General features: G+C 41.7%; 20 protein-coding genes and 1 pseudogene. 8 read left to right on the top strand and 13 right to left on the bottom strand.

Annotation, left to right across the window (positions count from 1 at the left end):
* The gene (locus MP622_RS11170) at positions 1-843 is read left to right on the top strand and encodes a symmetrical bis(5'-nucleosyl)-tetraphosphatase (RefSeq protein WP_243793520.1); all 843 of its coding nucleotides are present in this window, start codon (positions 1-3) and stop codon (positions 841-843) included.
* A gap of 684 nt (positions 844-1,527) precedes the next feature.
* Here MP622_RS11170 and MP622_RS11165 read toward each other — a convergent pair.
* From MP622_RS11165 to MP622_RS11140, 6 genes are all read right to left on the bottom strand, one after another.
* Positions 1,528-1,980 carry a DUF2147 domain-containing protein gene (locus MP622_RS11165; protein WP_044739239.1) on the bottom strand — a complete coding sequence of 151 codons (453 nt, stop codon included), beginning with the start codon at positions 1,978-1,980 and terminating at the stop codon, positions 1,528-1,530.
* 189 nt (positions 1,981-2,169) lie between these two features.
* Positions 2,170-2,616 carry a DUF2147 domain-containing protein gene (locus MP622_RS11160; protein WP_044739240.1) on the bottom strand — a complete coding sequence of 149 codons (447 nt, stop codon included), beginning with the start codon at positions 2,614-2,616 and terminating at the stop codon, positions 2,170-2,172.
* Between the two features lie 91 nt (positions 2,617-2,707).
* Positions 2,708-3,382 carry an LrgB family protein gene (locus MP622_RS11155; protein WP_044739241.1) on the bottom strand — a complete coding sequence of 225 codons (675 nt, stop codon included), beginning with the start codon at positions 3,380-3,382 and terminating at the stop codon, positions 2,708-2,710.
* A gap of 9 nt (positions 3,383-3,391) precedes the next feature.
* Positions 3,392-3,763 (bottom strand): membrane protein, encoded by a 372-nt coding sequence (locus MP622_RS11150; RefSeq protein ID WP_044739242.1) that lies wholly within the window; start codon positions 3,761-3,763, stop codon positions 3,392-3,394.
* 47 nt (positions 3,764-3,810) lie between these two features.
* Positions 3,811-5,142 (bottom strand): ribosome rescue GTPase HflX, encoded by a 1,332-nt coding sequence (gene hflX / locus MP622_RS11145; RefSeq protein ID WP_044739243.1) that lies wholly within the window; start codon positions 5,140-5,142, stop codon positions 3,811-3,813.
* A 69-nt stretch (positions 5,143-5,211) separates the two neighbouring features.
* Positions 5,212-5,349 (bottom strand): hypothetical protein, encoded by a 138-nt coding sequence (locus MP622_RS11140; RefSeq protein ID WP_158654331.1) that lies wholly within the window; start codon positions 5,347-5,349, stop codon positions 5,212-5,214.
* A 183-nt stretch (positions 5,350-5,532) separates the two neighbouring features.
* Here MP622_RS11140 and MP622_RS11135 point away from each other — a divergent pair, with 183 nt between their 5' ends.
* On the top strand, positions 5,533-6,366 hold the full coding sequence (locus MP622_RS11135; protein WP_243790999.1) for a lysophospholipid acyltransferase family protein: 834 nt from the start codon (positions 5,533-5,535) through the stop codon (positions 6,364-6,366).
* A gap of 21 nt (positions 6,367-6,387) precedes the next feature.
* Here MP622_RS11135 and MP622_RS11130 read toward each other — a convergent pair whose 3' ends face one another.
* Positions 6,388-7,986 carry a phospholipase D family protein gene (locus tag MP622_RS11130; protein WP_243790997.1) on the bottom strand — a complete coding sequence of 533 codons (1,599 nt, stop codon included), beginning with the start codon at positions 7,984-7,986 and terminating at the stop codon, positions 6,388-6,390.
* 139 nt (positions 7,987-8,125) lie between these two features.
* Here MP622_RS11130 and MP622_RS11125 point away from each other — a divergent pair, with 139 nt between their 5' ends.
* Positions 8,126-9,136: a metallophosphoesterase gene (locus tag MP622_RS11125; protein ID WP_243793518.1), complete on the top strand. Its 1,011-nt coding sequence runs from the start codon at positions 8,126-8,128 to the stop codon at positions 9,134-9,136.
* Positions 9,137-9,242: 106 nt separating this feature from the next.
* Here the strand turns inward: MP622_RS11125 and MP622_RS11120 are convergent, their stop codons facing one another.
* Together MP622_RS11120 and MP622_RS11115 are read right to left on the bottom strand one after the other, a co-directional pair.
* Positions 9,243-10,553 carry an MFS transporter gene (locus MP622_RS11120; RefSeq protein ID WP_243790996.1) on the bottom strand — a complete coding sequence of 437 codons (1,311 nt, stop codon included), beginning with the start codon at positions 10,551-10,553 and terminating at the stop codon, positions 9,243-9,245.
* Between the two features lie 144 nt (positions 10,554-10,697).
* Positions 10,698-11,339, bottom strand: a complete 642-nt coding sequence (locus MP622_RS11115) for a hemolysin III family protein (RefSeq protein ID WP_016165394.1) — start codon at positions 11,337-11,339, stop codon at positions 10,698-10,700.
* A 102-nt stretch (positions 11,340-11,441) separates the two neighbouring features.
* Here MP622_RS11115 and MP622_RS11110 point away from each other — a divergent pair, with 102 nt between their 5' ends.
* On the top strand, positions 11,442-12,665 hold the full coding sequence (locus MP622_RS11110; RefSeq protein WP_243790994.1) for an SAM-dependent methyltransferase: 1,224 nt from the start codon (positions 11,442-11,444) through the stop codon (positions 12,663-12,665).
* Between the two features lie 26 nt (positions 12,666-12,691).
* Entirely contained in the window at positions 12,692-13,123 is a 432-nt protein-coding gene (locus MP622_RS11105; protein ID WP_243790992.1) for a GNAT family N-acetyltransferase, read from the top strand.
* Between the two features lie 56 nt (positions 13,124-13,179).
* Here MP622_RS11105 and MP622_RS11100 read toward each other — a convergent pair whose 3' ends face one another.
* The 4 genes from MP622_RS11100 to MP622_RS11085 form a co-directional block, all read right to left on the bottom strand.
* Entirely contained in the window at positions 13,180-13,458 is a 279-nt protein-coding gene (locus MP622_RS11100; RefSeq protein ID WP_016165391.1) for a hypothetical protein, read from the bottom strand.
* A 172-nt stretch (positions 13,459-13,630) separates the two neighbouring features.
* Complete coding sequence (locus tag MP622_RS11095) at positions 13,631-15,766, bottom strand: 3-hydroxyacyl-CoA dehydrogenase NAD-binding domain-containing protein (RefSeq protein ID WP_243790991.1); 2,136 nt, start codon at positions 15,764-15,766, stop codon at positions 13,631-13,633.
* Positions 15,767-15,786: 20 nt separating this feature from the next.
* Positions 15,787-16,992, bottom strand: coding sequence for an acetyl-CoA C-acetyltransferase (locus tag MP622_RS11090; protein WP_243790989.1), 1,206 nt, complete (start codon positions 16,990-16,992; stop codon positions 15,787-15,789).
* A gap of 242 nt (positions 16,993-17,234) precedes the next feature.
* Positions 17,235-18,245 (bottom strand): AraC family transcriptional regulator, encoded by a 1,011-nt coding sequence (locus tag MP622_RS11085; protein WP_016165386.1) that lies wholly within the window; start codon positions 18,243-18,245, stop codon positions 17,235-17,237.
* 210 nt (positions 18,246-18,455) lie between these two features.
* Here MP622_RS11085 and MP622_RS11080 point away from each other — a divergent pair, with 210 nt between their 5' ends.
* From MP622_RS11080 to MP622_RS11070, 3 genes and pseudogenes are all read left to right on the top strand, one after another.
* A complete protein-coding gene (locus tag MP622_RS11080) occupies positions 18,456-19,574 on the top strand; it encodes a CaiB/BaiF CoA-transferase family protein (RefSeq protein ID WP_243790987.1) in 1,119 nt (372 codons plus the stop codon).
* A 169-nt stretch (positions 19,575-19,743) separates the two neighbouring features.
* Positions 19,744-20,940, top strand: a pseudogene (locus MP622_RS11075) (carbohydrate porin).
* Positions 20,941-21,070: 130 nt separating this feature from the next.
* On the top strand, positions 21,071-23,461 hold the full coding sequence (locus MP622_RS11070) for a glucose/quinate/shikimate family membrane-bound PQQ-dependent dehydrogenase (protein ID WP_243790985.1): 2,391 nt from the start codon (positions 21,071-21,073) through the stop codon (positions 23,459-23,461).
* Positions 23,462-23,532 lie beyond the last annotated feature (71 nt).

Raw genomic sequence — 23,532 nt, 5'->3', positions numbered from 1 at the left:
ATCATGCCACGTTACAATTATGTCATTGGAGATGTGCAAGGCTGTTTTGAAGCCTTAAAGGCCTTATTGAAGTCAATTCAGTTTGACCCCGATCAAGACTTTATCTGGTTTGCAGGTGATTTGGTTGCGCGTGGAGAAAACTCAATTGGGGCATTACGATTTATTAAAAAACTGGTGGAACGCGGTTCTGCTGCGACAGTGTTGGGTAATCATGACTTGACTCTTTTGGCATGTGCACGCGGCTTAAAGTCAGTAAAAGATAAAGACCGTACCCGAGATGTAATTGATGCCATTGATAGTGATGATTTGATTGATTGGTTACGTAAGCAACCGCTTTGCTTGTTTCCGAATGAACAGACCATTTTGACTCATGCGGGTATTCCATGTATTTGGACAGCTGAACAAACGGCTACTTTGGCGCAAGAGGTCGAAGCAGTCATTGGTCATGAAGACTTTGCTGTGATGGATGCCTTTTTACAAGAGATGTACGGTACGCAACCTGATGTATGGTCGGATGAGTTAAATGGAAATGCACGATTACGTTGTATTACCAATTATCTTACGCGAATGCGTTTGACCAATGCAGAAGGTCGTTTGGAATTTAGTTTTAAAGATGCACTGGACGATCCAATGCCTGAAGAATTTCAGCCGTGGTTTGAATTTGATTCAAAAGCAGCAGAAACCCATCAAGTCATTTTTGGTCATTGGGCAGCCTTACAAGGTCGAACCATTAACCCGCATATCCAAAATGTAGATGGCGGGTGTGTCTGGGGTAATCAATTATTGGCGTATCGTCTGGAAGACCAAGAGCTTTTTGCAGTCGATAATCCAGTGATGAATTGAAAAAAAAAGCCACGATTTCGTGGCTTTTTTTGACTTTGTTGGATGATTCCCAAAGTCTGAATGCGCCCCAAAATAGATGAAGCCATATAGACACATAATGATAAGCGTATACTTGAAGGATTGAGTTTCATCTTGGCATCATAAATTTGACTATTGAATGGATCAATTATAGGACCCTAATTGTAGCTAGATGAGCCTTGAACATTTTTGAGTCCCTTCAGAATAGTCGTTCTTAATATTAGTGAAATGGCATAAGGGGCTGGGGAATTTACATCGCTAAGTGCTGGAGAATAGCCAAGTCATTTAATGAAATGTACCTCAGTACCAGAAGTATTGTCAGATTGTTTAGGCATTTCGATGACGGCTTGGGAATTTCCAGACTGATCAGCATATATTGCTATATTTTTGTATTATGTTTATTAAAAATAGTATCTTATAAAGTATTAAAGCCCAAAGTGATTAAAACGACATTTCTTCTACTTTATATCCATTAGAAATAATTGACGTTGTTTCTCTTCATTAAAATATGGTGGGTAAGTTGGATGTGCACAATAGGGAAACAACGGTTCAAGTGAGAACTTATAGTTTATTTATTGGATATATGATTGATTTTATTTGCTTAGAGTGCGTTGGAAATCATGTTGGATTGAGCTGAAACTGCCCAATCCATTTTTTAATAAGCGCTTATTCAATTCTTAACCAAGTTTGATTGCGTCCTAAAGCTGAAACGCCCAAATAGGCACGCAAAGACAGGCGTTTGCCTGTTGCACTTAGTTTCATTTTCGCATCGTAAAACTTACCAGACAGAGGATCAATCACGCGTCCTTTTTCGTAATTGTTTGTCCCCTCGACTTGTTTAAGTCCCTTTAATATCTCCATCCCCAAGATTGGCTGATTGGTATATGGTGCTGGACAATTGTTGCAGCGCTCACGTGGAGTATAACCTGGACGGGGGGTAATTTTGGTGATCTTTCCTGTAAAGGTATTATTGGATTCCTTCCGAATTTCAATCACTGCCTTGGGTGAACCTGTTTTATCGTCAATTTGCTGCCAAGTGCCTGAGATATCTTGTGCTAGAGCAGCAGTACTCGCGATGACTAAACCTGTGAAGATGCTTAAAGAGATGATTTTTTTCATGTATTCCCTATTAATGTAAAAACCTTATACATTGTTATATCGCTGGGATATGGACGCTCACTTTATCGTGTATCTCGATGAAAATGTTAAGATTTGGTAAACTATGGAGTCAATATGCTTGAAATTTTAAGATAATTGGTTTAGATGTAAAAAAACCGCCTATTTGGCGGTTTGATTTTGTGTGCTTTCTTATTCTTGGCGAATCCAAGTTTGGCTACGACCTAATGCAGAAACACCGACATATCCACGTAAGGTTAAACGTTTACCGTTAGCACTCATTTTGGCTTTGGTACTGTAAATTTTCCCTGAAAGTGGGTCAATAATTTTACCACCAGAATAATTTAAACCTTCTTCATGCTTTAAACCTTTGAGTACATCCATCCCCAAAATTGGCTTGTTGGTATAAGGTGCAGGACAGTCTATACAGGTGTCTTTAGGTGTATAGCCTGGGCGTGGTGTTACCTTTACAACTTTGGCTGTATAGGTACCATTTGATTCCTGACGAATTTCTAAAACGGCTTTAGAAGAGCCAGTTTTGTCATCAATGTTCTTCCATGTTCCTGAAATATCTTCTGCAAAAGCCATGCTACTAAAAGCAGATAGAACAAGTGCGCTGATTAATTTAGCTTTTCCCATCATAAATTCCTTTTTGCTGACTTAATCGACTAAACAAAATCTATCTTAGGGCTGTTTTCTGTACAAAACAACCTTTGGAATGTTTTGTTGATCACATATTTTGCAGGTAAAGTATAAAAGTTGGCAGCCAAATTGCTGTAAAAACGGCATTTACGGCCATGCCAAATGCGGCATAGCGTCCTGCAATACTACCTCGTTGCCAAGCCTGAGCTGTGCCAATCGCATGTGCAGCAAGCCCTAGCGCTAGCCCTGACGCACGTTCATCATTAATATGGCGTAAGATGAGTGGAGAAAATGCTGCGCCAATCACACCCGATAAAATGACAATTAGAATCACTAGCGTGACTGGTGCGTGCAATAAAGTTGCAATATTGATGGCAATCGGGGTGGTTACTGCACGGGTAGCAAACGCCATGATGGTTGAATCAGCCATATGTAACAAATAGGCCAAGCCCATGGGAAGTGCAACTGCGCTGATACTTGCAAAAACCAAAATACTGATAATGGCTTTAGGAGGTAAATCATCATAACGCATGGCAGCTAAAGGAATGGCAAGTGCGACAGTGACATAGCCGAGTAAGTGACTGAAGATGGTATTGGTTTGTTGCATATAGGATTCGTAAGGAATGCCCAATAAAAACAGTAAACCAATAACAAAAAACATGCCGATGACAATCACGGGAATTTGTGGAATTTTTTTATTGATTGGTTTGGCACATAGATAGGCAATAAGTGTAATGAGAAAACCAGAGAGAATTGAGAACATGTGCTTTTCCTATAGCCAGTGCTTTGCCATTTTGGCGTAAACCCAGAGTGGAATAAGCGTACTCACCACCAGAACCACGACAAATAGCGGAATTTCACTGCCCATATGAACCAACATGAGTAAAGAACCTGCACTAATCGGTAAAAAGGCAAAGGCGCTTTCTTTCATGATTTTATTATTGGTATCGACCAGTCGGGCAGGGACTTTGCGGAACTTACGCCAGAGCAAAAGCAGTACTAATAAGCTAATTAATCCAATCAAATTACCCAATTCAGGATGATTGAACTGCGTCATGATCCAGACCGCACATTCACGGAACCCAATAATTAAAAAAAGTGTACCCATCCATGCTGGCCAATCAATACTTTTTACCCAATCCATGATTTGTCATTACACTAAAAAATTTTACTTATCACGTTTTAACCGATTTAGGGTTTGATTTCAAACTCCTCTAGCGTTCTCTGGAACATGCTTGCTTTTTCTCCCAGAATTTGATCGAGTGGTAAATGTGCTTGACGAATCAGTTGTTCCAATTTTGCAGGTGCAATTTTTACATTTAGATGTAGATTACCCTCATCATCATAATGTTCGGATTGAATCACATTGAGGGTATAGAGTTGGGTACGCAGTTTTCCATAAGCGGGTTTCAGTGTCAGATCGAAGTTTTGAATTTGTCCCATCAAACATTCATGTACCGCTTGTTGTAACAACTCGATGCCTTGTCCTGTATGGGCTGAGACATAAACACGTTCAGGGCAGTTAGGCTGGCTGTACACAATTTTTGCATCTTCAGCGCTTTGGTCAATTTTGTTGTAGACCCGAAGTACAGGAACATCGGCTCCAATCTCTTTGAGTACTTTTTCAACTGCTTCAATTTGTTCCAACATTTCTGGGCTGCTTGAATCAATCACATGAAGTAACAAGGTGGCTTCTAGTGTTTCTTCTAAAGTGGCTTTAAATGATTCGACTAAAGAATGAGAAAGATTCCGTACAAAACCAACGGTATCCGCCAACACTACAGTACCAATGCCTTCCCATGAAAGTCGACGTAATGTTGGATCTAAGGTCGCAAACAGTTGGTCAGCCGCATAAACATCGCTATTGGCTAAAACATTGAAGAGGGTGGATTTTCCTGCATTGGTATAGCCAACTAAAGATACGGTTGGAACAGCCGCTTTTTGGCGTGCAACACGACCTTGCAGACGAGTTTGTCGAACTTTATCGAGTTTGGCTTTGAGTTGCCCCATGCGAATTTTTAAAAGACGACGATCTGTTTCGAGTAGGGTTTCACCAGGGCCACGTAAACCGATCCCGCCTTTTTGACTGTCTAGGGTTCCGCGGCTGCGAATTAAACGGGAGGAGAGGTGTTGTAATTGAGCCAATTCAACTTGTAGCTTACCTTCAAAGGTACGCGCGCGCTGAGCGAAAATATCCAGAATTAATTCGTTCCGATCGACTACTCGGCATTTGAGGATGTATTCGAGATTACGGGCTTGTGCAGGCGTTAATGCATGGTCAAAAATGACTAAGTCGGCTTCATATTCTGCAACAAGTTCAGCAATTTCTTCGGCTTTGCCTGAGCCAATGAAAAGTTTGGCATCGGGTTTAACCCGCTGTGCGTGTATATGTGTCAAGATTTCAGCACCAGCCGATTGAGCCAGCAAATTGAATTCTTCGGCATCAAGATTTTCCAGCATTTGCACGGAAACGCTGACCAGAATAATGCGTTCACCACCTTGATGACGTTTTAAATTTGCCACTCAGCCATTTCTCCACTTTAAAATTCTATTCTAGTGGAAAAAGGGCCGAGATGCTTGAGATTCGTTGCTTTATAACGTGGCAGCAAATAATTTTGCAAACAGAATGATGACAGCAAAATACAGAATACTAAAGCCGATGACCACTTGTAATGTATGTAACCAGTGATGAGATGACTTGGATTTTTGAGGTGGTGTATGAGTTCGCATATGTTACACCTATTCATTTTAATGCTTATAAAACCATCATAATGAAGTTGCCATTCGAATTAAAATTGGATTTTGTAATGTTCACATTCGGTTTTTATAATCAATGCATGTGGGGGATGAACCGTATAGAATGAAGCAAAGTTCATCAAATACTCACAAGGTTTTGCTGGTTAGTCAAAATATATGAAAGAAAATTCAGCTGCTCAAACGTCTTCATTGAATCCAATTTCCAAGCTGTTCTTGTATGGTCGAAAGCTCAGTGCAGGCTTAGGTGTGGTTTCGGAAGGATTTTATCTGGTTGCTCGTCATGGTTTATATAAAGACCCGAACAATGCCAATAATACCCGCTACGTTCAGTATTTTTGCCGTCAATTATGTAAGGTGTTCAATCTTGAAGTTGAAGTGCATGGTGCGATTCCGCGTGAACCTGCTTTGTGGGTCAGTAATCATATTTCTTGGCTCGATATTGCCGTATTAGGTTCTGGGGCGCGCGTATTCTTTTTGGCTAAGGCTGAAATTGAAAAATGGCCTGTATTTGGAAAACTGGCTAAAGCGGGTGGAACTTTGTTTATTAAACGAGGTTCGGGAGATTCAATCAAAATTCGTGAACAGATTGCCCACTTTCTTAAACAAGATATTCCTGTGTTGTTTTTTCCTGAAGCAACCACGTCTGATGGTACACGGATTAAAAAAGTACATGGCCGAATTTTGGGGGCAGCGATTGAAGCGCAGCGACCTGTTCAGGTCTGCGTAATTTGTTATGTGAATCAGCAAGGGGAGTTAGATATGGTGGCGCCGTTTATTGGCGAAACCAGCTTTGTTGATCATATTAAAAATGTGTTGGAAATGCCGAAAGTGACTGCACATTTGTTAACTTTACCAATGATTGATACTGAAGGACATACGGTTGAAAGTTTAACCGCAACCGTACAACGTGAAATGAACATGGGTCTAGCGCAGTTACATCAACGAGTGTTACATTCGGTACCCGCAACATCCAACCGTGCTTTGATTTAAGCACAGTTGGAAACAAGGGTCTTACATAAAGCCTTCTACAGGTAACCAAGAAATAAACTTAACTCCTACTTTGTGCCACCACTTCATTTTAGGTTCTGTCGTGTAAGTTTTAACATTTCCATTAGGGTGGGTCAGTTGCCAATTAATTTTATTATTGGCATCTAAAACCAGTTTATAGGCGTATTTCGACAGATTTTGGTCCATGGTTTCATGTACTGCTTTGGCCAAAGGCGGACTATTTAAAATCACCCCAATCTCGGTATTGAGATATGCTGAACGTGGATCAAAATTAAAAGAACCAATAAACACTTGGCTTTCATCAATCGCTAACATTTTCGCATGTAAGCTAGAGTGGCTGAGCCCTCTTAAACTAATTTTGGCTTTTTGTGAAAGCTCTTCAGTATTGCGATACCAGTTTTCTTGTTCAGGGGCCGCCAGAAACTCATACATTTGTACGCCGTTTTCTAAAAGGTCTTGGCGATATTTTCCGTAAAAGGCATGTACCAAAGCCACGTCATTGGCAATGAAGGAATTGGTCAATACTCGAACCTGAACCCCTTTTTGCGAAATTTTTTCGAGAACATCTGCCCCTTTTTTTTCAGGAACAAAATAAGCGGAAACAATGTCTAAACTTGAGTTTGGCGTTTCTAAATACGAAATGAGTTGGTGATTCAAGTAATCTTCTGGTGTCGCTTTATCGCGTGTTTTGTTGGGAGAATCTTTCACGACTTTGGCTTTGACCCAGTCAAACTTAATACTATGATCCAGCCATTGCTCAAAAGCTTGTGAGCGATTGGCTAAATCGAGGTAATTTTGTACCGCAGTATCGGCATAGTGTTCGGTGACTTGTTGTTTTAAACCTTCATAGCGTAAGGTGTATTTTTGTGGGTCAACAATTTGATTGACCGGATAGGCATAAGCATCATTCCAGTATTCATCAAAAGATAATGCAATTTCATCCGTAGCTGTGCCGACCAACATGACATCTACATCAGAAAACTGATAATGATCACTGACATTATAATATTGATTACTCATGTTCCGTCCGCCAATCAGCGCAATCTGATTGTCGGCAATAAAGCTCTTATTGTGCATGCGTCGATTGACACGTTTTAAATCCAGCAAGATATCCATTGCACGGAAGTTGCGGAAACCATAAGGATTGTACAGTTTAACATCGATATTGCGGTGCTGTGCCAGTGCTAAATAAATGCCTTCCATTTTGCCCGCATTATTGTCATCTATGAGCATGCGAACTTTGACGCCACGATCAGCCGCCTGAATAATCGCATGCAAAGCGATGGCACCAATTTTATCGTTGTCCCAAATATAATATTGTAAATCTAAAGTTTTTTCGGCACGTTCAATGAGGTGAATCCGTGCAGCCAAAGCCTCCAAGGGATCATTCAGGACATGAAAACCAGTTAAATTTGGATTTTGTTCACGCAGTGGATTAATAATTTGGGCTAATGATGTATGAGAAGTGTCAATATCAAATGAATTGACTACAGGTTGTGGCGTATATTGGGGGAGAGTCGAGCAAGCAGGCAAACCGAATAATAAACTGCTACAAAGTAAAATTACTGCCTTGGATGAGGTCTTCTTTTTAACGACAGACATTTGACGCTGCACGACGTGATTGTTCGGGTCTATTATACTCATCACACTATTATGATCGCTAGATTTGGTTTGAGTATAATTGTCAGCTATGAAAAGATAAATAAAAATAGAGAATTAGTAATTGGTATAGTGAGTAATGATATTGACAACAGACTCAATGATTTACGTTTTTTATGGAAGTTTCGTGTTGATTGCATTTTGGGCAATTGCACAGGCATGGCATAGCCAGTCGCATACAGAGACGATCCATCCATTTAAAGCATTTGTGCATTTACTTGCGTTTTATTTGTCTTATTTACTCTGGCCTTTGGCTGTATTTAGTCTTTATGCTGGCTGGAGTGGCTATTATTCGTTACATGAAGCAGGGTTTGTATTCTTGCTGAGTATCGTTTTACTTTATGCACGCTTTGTAGAGCCACATTGTGTTCAAGTCAAAACAACACGATATCAATTGGATGCTGGAAGCCGAATTCAAAAGCCTGTGAAAATAGCCTTGGTGGCTGATTTACATATCGGTTTGTTTTCAGGACATGAACGACAACTAAAAATAATCGTGGAGAAAATCAATCAGCAGCAGCCAGATTTGGTGGTGGTGGCAGGGGATTGGACATATGAACCAGAAGATACTTTGGCTGATGAATTGGCACCCTTAAAAAAAATTCAAGCTCCTGTTTATTCTGTATATGGAAATCATGATGAGCAATATCCTGGTCCGCCGATACAGGCTTTATTGAGCCATGCACTCAGTGTGAATGATGTCATTGATATTGAAGGGCAGATTGTTGAATTTGATGAATTTCGTTTAATTGGGGTGGGCGATTTGTGGGCAGGAAAAGCCGATATGCGTTATCTGCCAGATTTACCCCAAGACAAACCGTGGGTCATTCTCTCTCACAACCCAGATACAGTTGATATGGTACCCAAACTTCCGAATCGTCCTTTGATGTTGTCGGGGCATACCCATGGTGGACAAGTGGAATTACCATGGTTAACTGATTATGTGATGAAAAAAGTCTCTATTCTCGGACATAAACGAGGACTGTATAACCATGAACATGCTGATGTGTTTGTGACAGTCGGTACTGGAATGGTCGGTGTTCCATTTCGATTTCGCGTTCCACCCACCATTGATATTATTGAATTGGTTTAATTTAAGATTTTAGAAGTCATCTCTGTATTCGCATAAAAAAGCCCTCAAACTTTGTAAGGATTGAGGGCTTTTCATCATTTTAAGATTTTATCGGGTGTAATTGTGATTAAACTTGATTATTTACATCATCATTTTTAGTTTCACGAATAGCAAGGAATGCCAGCAATGAAAGAATAGAAGCCGCCGTGAGGTAGTAACCCACAGCATATAATCCATAAGTTGTTGCGAGTTTAGTGGCAATCAGTGGCGCAAAAGAAGCACCGAAAATACCCGCTAAGTTAAAGGTTAAAGCAGAGCCTGTATAGCGCACAGAAGTCGGGAAAATCTCAGACAACACAGTCCCAATTGGGCCATAAGTTAAGCCCATAATGGCTAAACCTATACACAAGAATAAGAACACGACAAAGGTATTGCCAGATTCGAGCATGCTTGAGAAAACTAAACCAAATAAGGCTGAAAGTACGCAGACTGCAATCGAAGTGGTTTTACGTCCAAATTTTTCTGCCAAAACCGCAGAAAGTGGAATAAAAGCAGCAAAACAAAGTGTTGCAATCAATTGTAATTCTAAGAATTCAGCACGTGAATAGCCAAGTTTTGTGGTTCCCCAGTTAAGTGCGAACACTGTAGTGAGATAAAACACAACGAAGGTACAAATCGCTGCAATCGTACCTAGAACCAACATTGGCAAATGTTTGGTCATGACTTCTTTAAAAGGCACGTTGACTTCTTTTTGCTTATCCAACACCTTTTGGAAAGCTGGCGTTTCGTGCAATTTAAGACGAATCCATAGACCTACAATTACCAAAATAGCACTGGCAATAAATGGAATACGCCAGCCCCATTGCATAAAGTCTTGTTCAGACATTAATGCACCGAGGGTCAAGAATGAACCTGTTGCCAAGATAAAACCGATTGGTGCACCCAACTGTGGGAACATGCCATACCATGCACGCTTGCCCTCAGGGGCATTTTCTGTTGCCAATAACACCGCACCTGACCATTCACCGCCTAAACCAAGACCTTGTCCTAAACGGCAAAGGGCTAAGAGCAATGGAGCGACAATACCAATTTGGGCATAGGTGGGTAATAAGCCGATACAGACCGTGGAAATCCCCATGGTGAGTAGGGCTGCAACCAAGGTGGCTTTCCGTCCAATACGGTCACCTAAATGACCAAACAGGGCTGCACCAATTGGACGTGCAATAAAGGCAATGGCAAAGGTCGCCAGTGACTGAATGGTGGCGGTCATCGGATCTGTATTTGCAGGGAAGAACAGATGTGGAAAAATAATGACCGCAGCAGTCGCGTAAATATAAAAATCGAAGAACTCGATAGTAGTACCCACTAGACTAGCGGTAAGTACACGAAATTTTGAATTAGTTGCTACTTCTACTGTAGCTGTAGTTGATGACGCCATGGATAACCTTACACTTACTAAAATTAAAAGAACTTAGTTTTAAAAGCGTAATCTTTTTAAAAAAGGCGTAATTTCTTAAAAAAACAACGGAAAATCGAACTCACATCTACTCTTTTAGGGTCACTAAAACGCGAGAGAAGCCGATTAAATCACGTACAGATAGATCGCGAGGAAGTGTGATCCAGCGCCTATCAGTACAAATACATGCCAGATCGCATGGGTATATCTTACCCGTTTTAAGGCATAAAACAATGCTCCGACTGTATAAGCCAGTCCCCCAAAAACCAGCCAAAAGAGCGCGTCTGAAGATAAATAACGTTGCATATCATTGACTAATAACACTGCAAGCCAACCCATAACCAAGTAGGCAATGAGCGAAACTTTCTGGAAACGATGAATGAAGATTAACTTGAAAAGTGTTCCAAGCAATGCAATCACCCAAAGTGCAATCAGTAAGTTGTGGGCCTTTTCGGTTGGAATTGCAATAGACAGAAAAGGGGTATAAGTCCCAGCAATCAAATAATAAATGGCGGTGTGATCGAGTTTTTTTAGCCAAAAACGTTTTTCGTAGGTCTGCGCCATGTGATACAGCGTGGAACCCGTAAACAGCAGAATCATACTGAAACCATAGACCCAAAGACCAATCCATTGTCCCGTACTTAAAGATGCCCCTTTAATTACCAACAGTATAGTGCCGATACAGGCAAGGATTGCGCCGAGCGCATGGCTCCACACATTAAACTGCTCTTCGGTTGGATGATAATCTTGCGTATGGGGAGCGGTCATAGCGGCTGCTTTTTATTAAAAATACAAATGTATAGTAATTCAATTTTGCTTTTCGTGTAAGACGCTTTAAAATTTAGTCGCAAATTTGATTAGGTTTATTGTATGTCTGACTCGACTTCTCCTTCTGCTCAGGAACAACAGTTTCTCGATGCTGTGCAGCAAGCACTTGAAACACAAAGTTTTGAGCGTTTAATCTTGAGCCAATACAAGGGGGAAATGCAACAGTTAGAAAAAATGACTTTCCGCCTGATTGAACTACAACAGCAACCTGTCTTGAATGTTTTATACCGGCATAAAACCCAAGATGTCACCAAAAACTACCCAATCTCAGATGCCATGCAAATCATTGCGGAGCATTTGACCTGTTGTAAGCAGGGCAATTTATTTGCATCGACTCAAGATATACAACTCAAGCGCAACAAGAAAAAAGATTTACTAACCATTACTCAGAAAACAGCAACGGCAAAAAATGAAGCCCGGGCAACCCAAGCACATGATCGAAGCAAACATCGTTTTGTGGAGCAAGAAAGTGTATTTTTGCAGCATTTAGGCATTACCGATGCTCAAAGCCAGATTATTCCAAGCATGGCGCGTAAATGGAAACAGATTAATAAATTCGTGGAAATTTTTTCAGGGGCTTTGATGCAACTTCCCAATCAAGATCAAGCGTTGCATGTGGTTGATTTTGGTTCGGGGAAAGGTTATTTGACCTTTGCCTTATATGATTATTTGGCGAAGCAACAGCAGGTTCCATTTGTAACAGGCGTTGAGTTGAATGAAAAGATGGTGCAGTTCTGTCAACATGTGGCAGAGGCTTCAGGCTTTAACCAACTGGATTTTTTCCAAGGTGACGTCCGAACTTATCAGCCTGAGCGTTTAGATGTGATGATTGCACTGCATGCTTGTGATGTGGCAACCGATTTTGCCATTCATACAGGGATTCGCTTAAATGCACAGATGATTATGTGCGCGCCGTGCTGCCATAAGGAATTACGTCCTCAACTGAAAAGTCCAGAAGTACTGAAGCCGATGTTGCACTTTGGAATTCACGCGGGGCAACAGGCAGAAATGCTGACAGATACTATTCGTGCATTGCTGTTAAAAGCCTATGGTTATGAAACTAAAGTCTTTGAATTTGTTGCTTTAGAACATACCAGCAAAAATAAAATGATCTTAGCCACCAAACGTGCCGATTTTGTTGCACCTGACGCTACAGTATTGGCGCAAATTGAAGCTTTAAAAAATATGTACGGTATTCAAAAGCATTCTTTGGAATTATTGCTCAATAACCAATGGGATCAACGTGATCTTGGGGCTAAGTGCTAAGCAGCGAGATTTAAAAGGAATTCGACATGATATTACAGACGCGTACAGGCACATGGGCTGAATTGCAGTCAGATGCAAAACCAATTCGTGAGCAAGTATTTATTCAGGAACAGCAGATTGCTGCGGTAGATGAGTGGGATGCACAGGATGAAATTTCACAGCATTTTGTAGTGTGTGACGGGGAACAGGTGATTGCGACAGCGCGCTTATTGCCAAATCATAGTATTGGGCGAGTTGCCGTATTGGCATCGCACCGTGGACAAGGGATTGGCAAGCTTTTGATGCAAGAGATTATCCAGCAAGCGCGGATCCAACAACGTCCTTTACTGCAACTTTCTTCTCAAGTGCATGCAATGTCTTTTTACCAAGCTTTAGGCTTTCAAGTCTGTGGAGAAGCGTATATGGATTGTGGCATTCCACATATTGATATGCAGATGTCTTTGCTTGCACAGGGCTAAAAATCCTAAATTTCAGGCATAAAAAAGCCATCTTCTGAGAGATGGCTTTTTATTGCTCAATGTCCGTGATGAGCTGTAGATGCTGAGGACTCCGTCATGGCAGCATGTTCTTCAGCCGTCATATTGTGTTCTTCGGCACTCATGTCCATCTGGTGTTCTACTGGTGCACTGCTGGCTTGGGCCGCACGAGCTTCGCGTTGCTTACCTGGCATATAGTCAGGTTCATGCTGCATCGCTAAATAAAAAACAACCAGAAAAATAATACTTAAAATTGTGGCAATAATCAGGGCCTTCCAACCCCATGGGGATTTTTCAGGAGAAGTATTGTCTGACATAACAAATAACCCAATGGATAAAAAGAAACTTTTAAAATTATGTAACTTTATAACATAAAATAGAGTGGATACAGACCAAATTTTATAAAAAGCTTAATTGTTCTTATTTTAGCTTATGAGATGTAGCTGATTTGGAAGAGGGTTCCCAAACCAGCGTTTATCGATAGAAGAATTATTGAATAAGTTCGTTGCGTTGAGCTTTATCTCTTAAACTTTGTGGTGGATTAAAACGTTCACCATATTTGGCAGCTAATTCTTCTGCGCGTTTTTGTGCTTTATCAGTACCATATTGATTTAGGAATTGAATTGCTCCTCCAGTCCAAGGTGCATAACCAATGCCAAAGATAGAACCGACATTGGCATCAATTACAGACTCCAATACGCCTTCTTCATAACAACGTAAAGTATCTAAGGCCTGTACAAACAGAATGCGATCAATCATATCTTGTTCAGAAATATCATGATCTTTTTGCCAACGGTTCAAGCCTTCCCAGAGATGCTTTTTACCATTTTCCGGATAGTCATAGAAACCTGCACCAGCAGCTTTACCTTTACGGTTTAACTCATGAATCATGGTGTGAACCACTTCATCTACAGAAGTTTTAGGTAAATCTTTTCCTTCAGCTTGCAGGGCTTTACGTGCTTCACTGGCAACATGCTCGGTTAAGGTTAAAGACACTTCATCTTGAATAGCGAGTGGGCCAACTGGCATACCAGCTTTCAGTGCTGCCATTTCAATACGTGCTGGGTGAACGCCCTCTGCAAGCAAGCGCATACCTTCTTGAATGAACGTACCAAACACACGACTGGTAAAGAAACCACGGCTATCATTGACAACAATCGGTGTTTTTCCAATTTGTTGTACAAAGTCGTAGGCTTTAGCAAGAGTCTCTGCGGAGGTGTTTTTACCTTTAATAATCTCAACCAACTGCATTTTGTCGACAGGGCTAAAGAAATGCAGACCGATAAAAGCTTTATCATTCTTACTTGCCTGAGCTAAACCTGTAATTGGCAGGGTTGAGGTGTTTGATGCCATCACACCGTTAGGCGCTAGATATTGCTCGGCTTCTTGAGTAACTTTCGCTTTGAGCTCTTGGTTTTCAAATACCGCTTCAATAATTAAATCACAACCTTGAAGATCTTCAGCTGACGCTGTAGCCGTAATGAGCGATAAAACCTGATCACGTTTTTCTGACGTCATGCGGCCTTGTGAAACACGCTTGTCTAGCAATTTCTGAGAATATGCTTTGCCTTTCTCAGCATTTTCAACAGATACGTCTTTAAGGATAACAGGAATGCCTTTAATGGCTGTTGAATAAGCAATGCCCGCACCCATCATGCCTGCACCCAACACACCCACTTTCGTGGCTTGCCATTTTGCAACGTCGGCAGGACGGCTAGCACCAGACTTAATTGCATTTAAACCATGCCAGAAAGTACCGATCATATTTTTAGAAATTTGACCTGTTGTAAGCTGAGTAAAGTAGCGAGACTCAATACGCAGTGCAGTATCGACATCAACTTGAGCGCCTTCAACTGCGGCAGCCATAATTGCTTCAGGGGCAGGGTAACAACCTTTGGTTTTGTCTTTTAACATGGCTGGTGCAATTGCAAGAACTTGTGCAACTGCCGGCGTTTTGGGATCGCCACCCGGAATTTTATAACCCTTCACATCAAATGGCTGCTGAGATTTTGGATTGGCCTTGATCCAAGCAATTACTTTATCTAAAAGTTCTTGTTCATTTTCGGCAGTGTCATGAATTAAGCCTAAAGATTTTGCTTTATCAACACCGAACTGTTTGCCCTCCATTAAAAATGGGAACGCATTTTGAAGCCCAAGTAGGCGTACCATACGCACAATACCGCCGCCACCCGGTAACAAACCTAAAGTAACTTCTGGTAGACCAAATTTGCTCTTCGGGTCATTGATTGCAATACGGTGATGGCAACTTAATGCGATTTCCCAACCACCGCCAAGTGCAGTGCCATTTAATGCTGCAACGACTGGAATGCCTAACGTTTCAATTGTGCGTAAATGACCTTTTAGCTTTTCAACCATATTGAAAAAGTCAGTTGCATGTTCAGGCTGAACTTGAATCAGTTCATCTAAATCACCGCCTGCAAAGAACGTTTTCTTAGCCGAGCGGAAAATAACCCCTGAAAGTTCTGTTTCTGCTTTAAGTTTCTGAGTCGCTTCATTGAGCGAGTCACGAAACTCGGCATTCATGGTGTTCGCAGATTGTCCAGTTGAATCAAGCGTTAAAATGACAATATTGTCGGCATTTTTTTCGTATTGAATTGCACTCATCTTTATATATCCCTAAATTTTTATACACGTTCAATAATGGTGGCAATACCCATCCCACCGCCAACACAGAGGGTCGCTAAACCGCGCTTTTTATCTTGTCGTTCAAGCTCATCAAGTAGTGTGCCTAAAATCATGGCACCTGTTGCACCTAATGGATGACCTAAAGCAATCGCACCACCATTTACGTTGACTTTTTCAGTAGGGACATTGAGCTCATTAATAAAACGCATAACAACTGCCGCAAATGCTTCATTGACTTCAAATAGGTCAATATCATCAATCGTAAGCCCAGCTTTTTCTAAAGCTTTACGTGCAGCAGGCGCAGGGCCAGTCAGCATAATGGTTGGGTCAGTACCAACTAATGCACTCGCCAAAACTTTAGCGCGTGGTTTTAAATTTTGTTCTTTTACCGCTTTTTCAGAAGCTAATAAAACTATAGCTGCTCCATCGACAATGCCTGATGAGTTACCTGCATGGTGAACATGATTTATTTTTTGTGCTTCTGGATATTTTTGTAAAGCAACTGCATCAAAGCCCATTTGACCCATCATTTCAAAACTTGGGTTGAGCTTCGTTAGACCTTCGAGTGTGGTATTGCCTTTAATAAATTCATCTTTCTCTAAAATCACCACACCTGCGTGATCTTTGACTGGTACGACTGATTGGTCGAAATAACCATTTGATTGAGCCGTCGCCGCTTTTTGCTGTGATTTTACAGCGAAATTATCAACATCTTCACGGCTATAGCCATCTAAGGTTGCAATGAGGTCGGCCCCAATACCTTGTGGAACAAATGATGACTTAAGGTTTGTTTCTGGGTCTAAAGCCCACGGCCCGCCATCAGAACCCATTGGAATGCGTGACATTGATTCAACGCCACCAGCAACCACTAAATCTTCCCAACCAGAGCGGACTTTCATTGCTGCCATATTGACTGCTTCTAAGCCTGATGCACAAAAGCGATTGATTTGCACCCCAGCAACATCATCGTTCCAACCTGCTGCAATCGCTGCTGTTTTAGCAATGTCTCCGCCTTGATCGCCAATTGGTGTTACGCAGCCTAAAACAATATCATCGACTTTAGAGGTATCGAGTTGATGGCGCTGCTGTAATTCATTTAATAAAGTGGTGAGTAAGGTAATGGGTTTTACTTCATAAAGAGAGCCATCTTTTTTTCCTTTTCCGCGTGGGGTGCGAATGGCATCAATAATATAAGCCTCGCTCATAGCAGTTCCTTTTTTATTGCTTAAAATTTATTTGTGTTTTGAGTGTACTGGTTTTAAGAGCGAGTGCAATGACAAGACTGGCATAGGCAGCATGATCATTTTGGTCAATTGAAGTGTGAAACCATTCTGTAGTTTGAGTATTGGTTTGAAAAGGGCGAGGGTATTCTTGTGATGATGCTTTTTAAGCCATAAAAAAGCCCAGACTGTAGAATCTGGGCATCAACTGAAAAATCAGTTAGTGGTTATAAATAACCATGTAATTGACGGTATAAACCTGGGGTTACGCCTGTCCATTTCTTAAATGCACGATGGAATGTGCTGGTTTCACTGAAACCAACCTGCTGTGCGACATCTTCCAATGTCAGGTTTGGATTGAGTAACAAGTGAATCGCAGCATCACGACGTAAAGCATCTTTCACGCCTTGGTAGCTTTTACCTTCCGCAGCCAAACGACGGCGTAAAGTTTGCGGTGAAAGATATAACATTGATGCTACATCATTCAGCGTTGGCATTTCTTCACCAATTTGACTCTTCAACACTTCACGAATACGAGAGGTGAGAGAATTGGTGTTTTTGAATTTAACCAATAGCTGTGCAGGTGCTGCTTTTAAGAATTCTTCTAAGGTTTCTTCATTTTGACGAATTGGTAAATCTAAATAATCCGCCGCAAAGGTGATTTCAGTGCGTGGCATGTCAAACTGCATCACGGGAGCGAAAAACAGGGCATCATATTCATCTGCATGGGCAGGGCGCGGGTAGCCAAAATGCACGCGCTCTAAAGGAAGGCGACGTTCAATGAGCCAAGATGCCAAGCCATGCCAAATCATCAACATACTTTCGGTAATGAAATGATTTGGATCCATCTCAGTTGGAATGAGTGGGACTAAGCGTGCTTCATGCTTATCACGTTCGAGCGAAACACACCATTCATCACCAAACAATTTATAAAACTGAGTTGATAGTTCGAGCGCATCACCTAAGGTTTTCGCATGGATGATCAGTTGGCACATAATGGCAAACGTACCCAAACGACGAGGTTGGGTATCGAAACCAATATGTTCATCCTGAGTCACCATCCATAACATTTTCACAAAACGTGTGTATTGTTCTGGAGAAATTCGAGCTTTAGGCTGACGTAACAGTTCGGCTTCTATTCCGACGTGCGAAAGTAAAGTTTCGACATCCATGCCGAGGCGTTTTACGCCAGTCAAAGCCGCATTCACAAAATGGATACTAATCGTATCGCGGCTCATGTTAAATCCTTCAGTCTCTTTTGTATTCACTTGCGTATGACCTAAATGACGCTAAAAAAGTTTTTATAGGCAATTTACAATAGGGAAATTTGCCTTTCTACATGGTAAATTGCCGAAATGATCAAGGTAAATGGCTGAACATGACATTGTTTTGTTGATTTTATATTTCTAAGATACATGAAAATACAAGAGTTCAAGAGTAAAAATAACATGCAACATGCTTTACAGGGATTGAAAGTACTGGATTTTTCAACATTGTTACCTGGTCCATTTGCCACTTTATATTTAGCAGATATGGGTGCGGAAGTGACTCATGTGGAATCTCCAACACGACCCGACTTGATTCGTCTTTTTCCACCTTATGCACATGGACAGGCGACCGCACATCTTTATTTGAATCGAAATAAACAATCCGTGGCTCTGGATTTAAAAGATCCACAGAACATTGCAACGATTAAGGAAAAGATTGGCCAATACGATATTGTCGTAGAGCAATTTCGCCCGGGTGTCATGCAACGACTGGGATTGGACTATGCCACTTTAGCAGAAATTAATCCGCGGCTGATTTATTGTTCCATTACTGGCTATGGCCAAACAGGGAGTTATAAAGATAAGGCGGGGCATGACATTAACTATTTAGCTTTATCGGGAATTGCGGGGCACAGTGGTCGTGCACAGAGTGGACCACCGCCGTTAGGTATTCAAGTTGCGGATATTGCAGGTGGTTCGTTACATGCTGTGATCGGCATTTTAACGGCTGTGATTGAGCGTCATCAGAGTGGAAAAGGACAATATATTGATATTTCCATGACCGATTGTGCGGTAGCGTTAAATAGTATGGCTGCCGCCGCCGCATTGGCAGGAAATATCACACAAGAGCCAGAATCTGGAATACTGAATGGCGCTAGCTTTTATGATTACTATGAAACGCAAGATGGGCGTTATCTGTCAATTGGCAGTTTAGAGCCACAATTTATGTCGGGTTTGGCTCAGTTGTTAGCGTTGCCACTTTTATTAGAGAAAGGAGCTTCGCTCCTTTCGGAAGATCGTGCTGAGGTTAAGCACGCTCTACAGGAAAAAATTAAAACTCGCTCATTGTTAGAGTGGCAGCAACTGTTTTCGACTCAAGATGTCTGTGTAGAACCTGTTTTAACGTTAGATGAAGCTTTGTATTCAGATTTGGCGCAACAACGGCATTGGGTAGCCCATGTTCCACTGCATGAAAATTCTACAGAGACTCAAGCGCAGTTGGCATGTCCAATCAAATTTTCTCGTTCAGCGATGCGTTATGACTTTATGGGGCAGGCATTGGGTGCAGGCACTTGGTAGCCTGTACTTTTTTAAATTAAGCCATTTTAATAACTTAACAAAAAACGACAAAAAGATTATATTTTAACCACAAAATACAGGCGTAACCTAAATATGCATTACATAATTATAAAAGGTTGCAGGTATGCAAAAACTCCGAATCTCAAGGAAATGGTTCACATTGTGTTTAATGGGCTTGATCATCAATTCTGGAACTCATGCGCAATCAGCCTTTGCCGTAGACAGCCCTTGGATGTTTGGGGATTGGAACGGAACCCGAACTGAATTACAAACTCAAGGATATAGTTTTAACTTGGGCTATACAGGGGAAATGGCCACTTTACTGGATGCGAAAAAGCATTCGAGCCACGGGACTGAATATGCCGATCAGTTCGTGTTAGGCAGTCATTTTGATTTAGACAAAATACTGGGGTGGCAAGACACCGAAGCGCAAATCATTATTACAGAACGCAACGGGCATTCTTTGTCACAAACGTCGGATGCCTTGAATGGGCATTTAAGTTCAACCCAAGAAGTTTGGGGGCGTGGGCAAACATGGCGTTTAACCAATTTTTGGATTAAGAAAAAATTTCTCAATCAACAGTTAGATCTTAAAGTTGGGCGTTTTGGCGAAGGGGAAGATTTTAATAGTTTTGATTGTGATTTTCAGAACTTAGCCTTATGCGGTTCTCAAGTTGGCAATTGGGTGGGGGATCAATGGTTTAATTGGCCCGTCAGTCAGTGGGCAGCCAGACTGAAATATCAATTTTCCCCTGAGCTCTTTAGCCAAATTGGGGTATATGAGTATAACCCTGAGAATTTAAAGCGTAGTCAGGGGTTTAATTTAAGCACTTCGGGTTCTGATGGTGTCATTGTCCCCATAGAGATGGTTTGGCAACCCAAAATTGGTACACAAGGCAAAACTGGTGAATATCGGCTGGGTTATTACTATAGCAGTGCAGATGTTGCCGAGATTCAGAATCCTAACGCCACATCTCATAAGCAAGGCATGTGGATTGTCGCAAAACAACAATTGCTGCAACATGCTCAAGATCCGCAGCGCGGACTTACAGGGTTTATAAACCTGACTGTACATGATGATAAAACCAATAATGTCGACAATATGCAAAATATTGGTTTGATCTATACAGGTGTGTTGGATATGCGCCCGCAAGATGAAATTGCCTTGGGATTTGCTCGAATCCATCTAAATGGCGACTTAAATACGGGGCAAGAGGAAGAATATAACACCGAACTGTATTATGGGTTACATGCCACCAATTGGTTAACAATTCGCCCAAATCTTTAATATATTCGACATGTGGGTGCGGATAAAAATGGCGAAAATGTTTGGGTTGGTGGGATTAAGTTTCAAACAGCATTTTAACGGTGTTAGAAAAACCATCTTTCCTAGATCAATGATTTAAATAGGAATAAGAATAGCGAAACAAACGACAAAATAATCTAGCTGTATGGCTGAGTTAACGATAAATAATAAAGTGAATGAGGTGAATAGAATGAGTAACCCATCAAATACGATGCGAACCTTTACCATTATTGTGATGCTTGCGATTGCTGCCTATCTATTGATTGGGGGTGTATGGCTCATTTTACTTGGTGGTTCAATCTATTATGTGATTGCTGGTCTGCTAATTTTGGCATCAGCATTTTTACTTAAAAGGGGGCAAGGTTCCTCTTTATGGTTGTACAGTTTCTTAATGCTAGCAACCATACTCTGGAGTTTATGGGAGGTTGGAACTGATTTTTGGGCTCTCGCACCTCGTTTGGATGTTTTGGGAGTATTAGGTTTATGGTTACTCATTCCTGCAGTCACGCGCAATATGAGTCAAGTCCAAGGCAGTAAAATAGCCCTTTCGGGTACGTTGTTGATCGCTATTGCAATCATGGTCTATGCCATTTTTAATGATCCCCAAGAAATTAATGGCGTCATTCAACAACCACAACCTGCATCGGCTCAAGCCATTGATGGGGTGGCAGAACAAGACTGGCCCGCTTATGGACGTACTCAGGGCGGGGTGCGTTATTCACCTTTAACGCAGATTAATGATCAAAATGTGAAAAATCTGAAAGTGGCTTGGACATTCCGCACAGGTGATGTCAAAACAGATAAAGATTCGGGGGAAACTACCAATCAGGTGACACCAATTAAAGTGGGTAATAACTTATATATGTGTACCACCCACCAATGGTTAATTGCCTTAGACCCAGCAACGGGCAAGGAAAAATGGCGTTTTGACCCAAAATTGAAAGCTGACCATACCTTTCAGCATCTCACCTGTCGTGGGGTAATGTATTACGATGCCAACAATACAGCCGAGTTTGCGACCAGCTTGCAAAATCGAAAATCGGTTTCTGCCGAGTGTCCACGTAAGGTGATTATTCCAGTCAATGATGGGCGTTTGGTGGCTGTGAATGCTGATACAGGTAAAGTGTGTTCTGATTTTGGTGAGCAAGGCGAAGTAAATTTACAAAAATTTATGCCTTATGCCTATCCAGGGGGCTATAACCCGACATCACCTGGGGTTATTTCGGGTACAACGGTGGTTATTGCGGGTTCAGTCACAGATAACTACTCTTCCAAAGAGCCTTCTGGCGTCATACGTGGCTATGATGTGAATACAGGTGAATTACTTTGGGTCTTTGATACAGGGGCAAAAAATCCGAATGCCATGCCGAATGAAAGTACCACTTTCGTGCATAACTCGCCAAATGCATGGGCACCTTTGGCGTATGACTCCAAATTGGATATCGTATATGTGCCAACAGGGGTGGGAACCCCCGATATTTGGGGTGGAGATCGTACTGAGTTAAAAGAGCGTTATGCCAATTCGATGTTGGCCATTAATGCCAGTACTGGCAAGTTGGTTTGGCATTTTCAAACGACCCATCATGATTTGTGGGATATGGATGTGCCAGCGCAACCTTCTTTGGCAGATATTCAAGATAGCACTGGAAAAACTGTTCCAGCGATTTATGTGTTAACCAAAACAGGGAATGTCTTTGTACTAGACCGACGCACAGGCAAAGCGATCGTGCCTATTAACGAGCGTGCAGTCCCTCAAACAGTGAAACGCGGGCCACAGACCCAAGGCGAACACTATTCTGCAACCCAACCATTTTCTGATTTAAATTTGGCACCTCAAGATAAGTTAAAAGATAAAGACATGTGGGGTGCGACCATGTTTGATCAGTTAGTTTGTCGGGTCTATTTCCACCGTTTGAATTATGACGGTATTTACACCCCACCTTCAGAAAATGGCACTTTGGTGTTTCCTGGGAATTTAGGCGTATTTGAATGGGGTGGCATGTCGGTGAATGCAGATCGTCAAGTTGCTGTGATGAATCCAATCGGATTGCCTTTTGTCAGCCGTTTAATTCCCGCAGATCCGAATCGTAAAGAAACTGCCAAAGGCGCAGGGACTGAACAAGGGGTGCAACCAATGTATGGTGTGCCTTATGGTGTAGAAATCAGTGCGTTCTTATCTCCGCTAGGTTTACCGTGTAAGCAACCAGCTTGGGGCTATGTGGCGGGTGTAGATTTAAAAACCCATCAAGTGGTTTGGAAAAAGCGGATTGGGACTATCCGTGACAGTTTGCCGAAATTGTTCCAACTGCCACCGTTAAAAATAGGAGTACCGGGTTTGGGGGGACCAATTTCAACCGCAGGTAATGTGATGTTTGTCGCTGGCACGCAGGATAATTATCTTCGTGCATTTAACGTCAGCAATGGTGAGCAGTTATGGGAAGGGCGTTTACCTGCAGGTGGTCAGGCAACACCGATGACCTATGAAAGCAATGGTAAACAATATGTGGTGATCATGGCAGGTGGACATGGTTCCTTTGGCACCAAGATGGGGGATTATTTGGTCGCCTATGCTTTGCAATAATTGACTACATCCTCCATAAAAAAGCCTGATTCGTCAGGCTTTTTGCTGTCTGAATTGGAACATGACTGTCC

The sequence above is a fragment of the Acinetobacter sp. PK01 genome, from assembly GCF_022819285.1.
In the GTDB taxonomy this organism is placed as follows: domain Bacteria; phylum Pseudomonadota; class Gammaproteobacteria; order Pseudomonadales; family Moraxellaceae; genus Acinetobacter; species Acinetobacter tandoii.
Note: the sequence above shows the minus strand (reverse complement) of the source record. Positions and strands in the feature narration are given on the sequence as shown.

Coding starts and splice junctions, on each gene's coding strand:
- MP622_RS11165 (WP_044739239.1), bottom strand. CDS start 1,980: ATGAAAAAAATCATCTCTTTAAGCATCTTCACAGGTTTAGTCATCGCG.
- MP622_RS11160 (WP_044739240.1), bottom strand. CDS start 2,616: ATGGGAAAAGCTAAATTAATCAGCGCACTTGTTCTATCTGCTTTTAGT.
- MP622_RS11155 (WP_044739241.1), bottom strand. CDS start 3,382: ATGTTCTCAATTCTCTCTGGTTTTCTCATTACACTTATTGCCTATCTA.
- MP622_RS11150 (WP_044739242.1), bottom strand. CDS start 3,763: ATGGATTGGGTAAAAAGTATTGATTGGCCAGCATGGATGGGTACACTT.
- MP622_RS11140 (WP_158654331.1), bottom strand. CDS start 5,349: ATGCGAACTCATACACCACCTCAAAAATCCAAGTCATCTCATCACTGG.
- MP622_RS11135 (WP_243790999.1), top strand. CDS start 5,533: ATGAAAGAAAATTCAGCTGCTCAAACGTCTTCATTGAATCCAATTTCC.
- MP622_RS11130 (WP_243790997.1), bottom strand. CDS start 7,986: ATGTCTGTCGTTAAAAAGAAGACCTCATCCAAGGCAGTAATTTTACTT.
- MP622_RS11120 (WP_243790996.1), bottom strand. CDS start 10,553: ATGGCGTCATCAACTACAGCTACAGTAGAAGTAGCAACTAATTCAAAA.
- MP622_RS11115 (WP_016165394.1), bottom strand. CDS start 11,339: ATGACCGCTCCCCATACGCAAGATTATCATCCAACCGAAGAGCAGTTT.
- MP622_RS11110 (WP_243790994.1), top strand. CDS start 11,442: ATGTCTGACTCGACTTCTCCTTCTGCTCAGGAACAACAGTTTCTCGAT.
- MP622_RS11105 (WP_243790992.1), top strand. CDS start 12,692: ATGATATTACAGACGCGTACAGGCACATGGGCTGAATTGCAGTCAGAT.
- MP622_RS11100 (WP_016165391.1), bottom strand. CDS start 13,458: ATGTCAGACAATACTTCTCCTGAAAAATCCCCATGGGGTTGGAAGGCC.
- MP622_RS11095 (WP_243790991.1), bottom strand. CDS start 15,766: ATGAGTGCAATTCAATACGAAAAAAATGCCGACAATATTGTCATTTTA.
- MP622_RS11090 (WP_243790989.1), bottom strand. CDS start 16,992: ATGAGCGAGGCTTATATTATTGATGCCATTCGCACCCCACGCGGAAAA.
- MP622_RS11085 (WP_016165386.1), bottom strand. CDS start 18,245: ATGAGCCGCGATACGATTAGTATCCATTTTGTGAATGCGGCTTTGACT.
- MP622_RS11080 (WP_243790987.1), top strand. CDS start 18,456: ATGCAACATGCTTTACAGGGATTGAAAGTACTGGATTTTTCAACATTG.
- MP622_RS11070 (WP_243790985.1), top strand. CDS start 21,071: ATGAGTAACCCATCAAATACGATGCGAACCTTTACCATTATTGTGATG.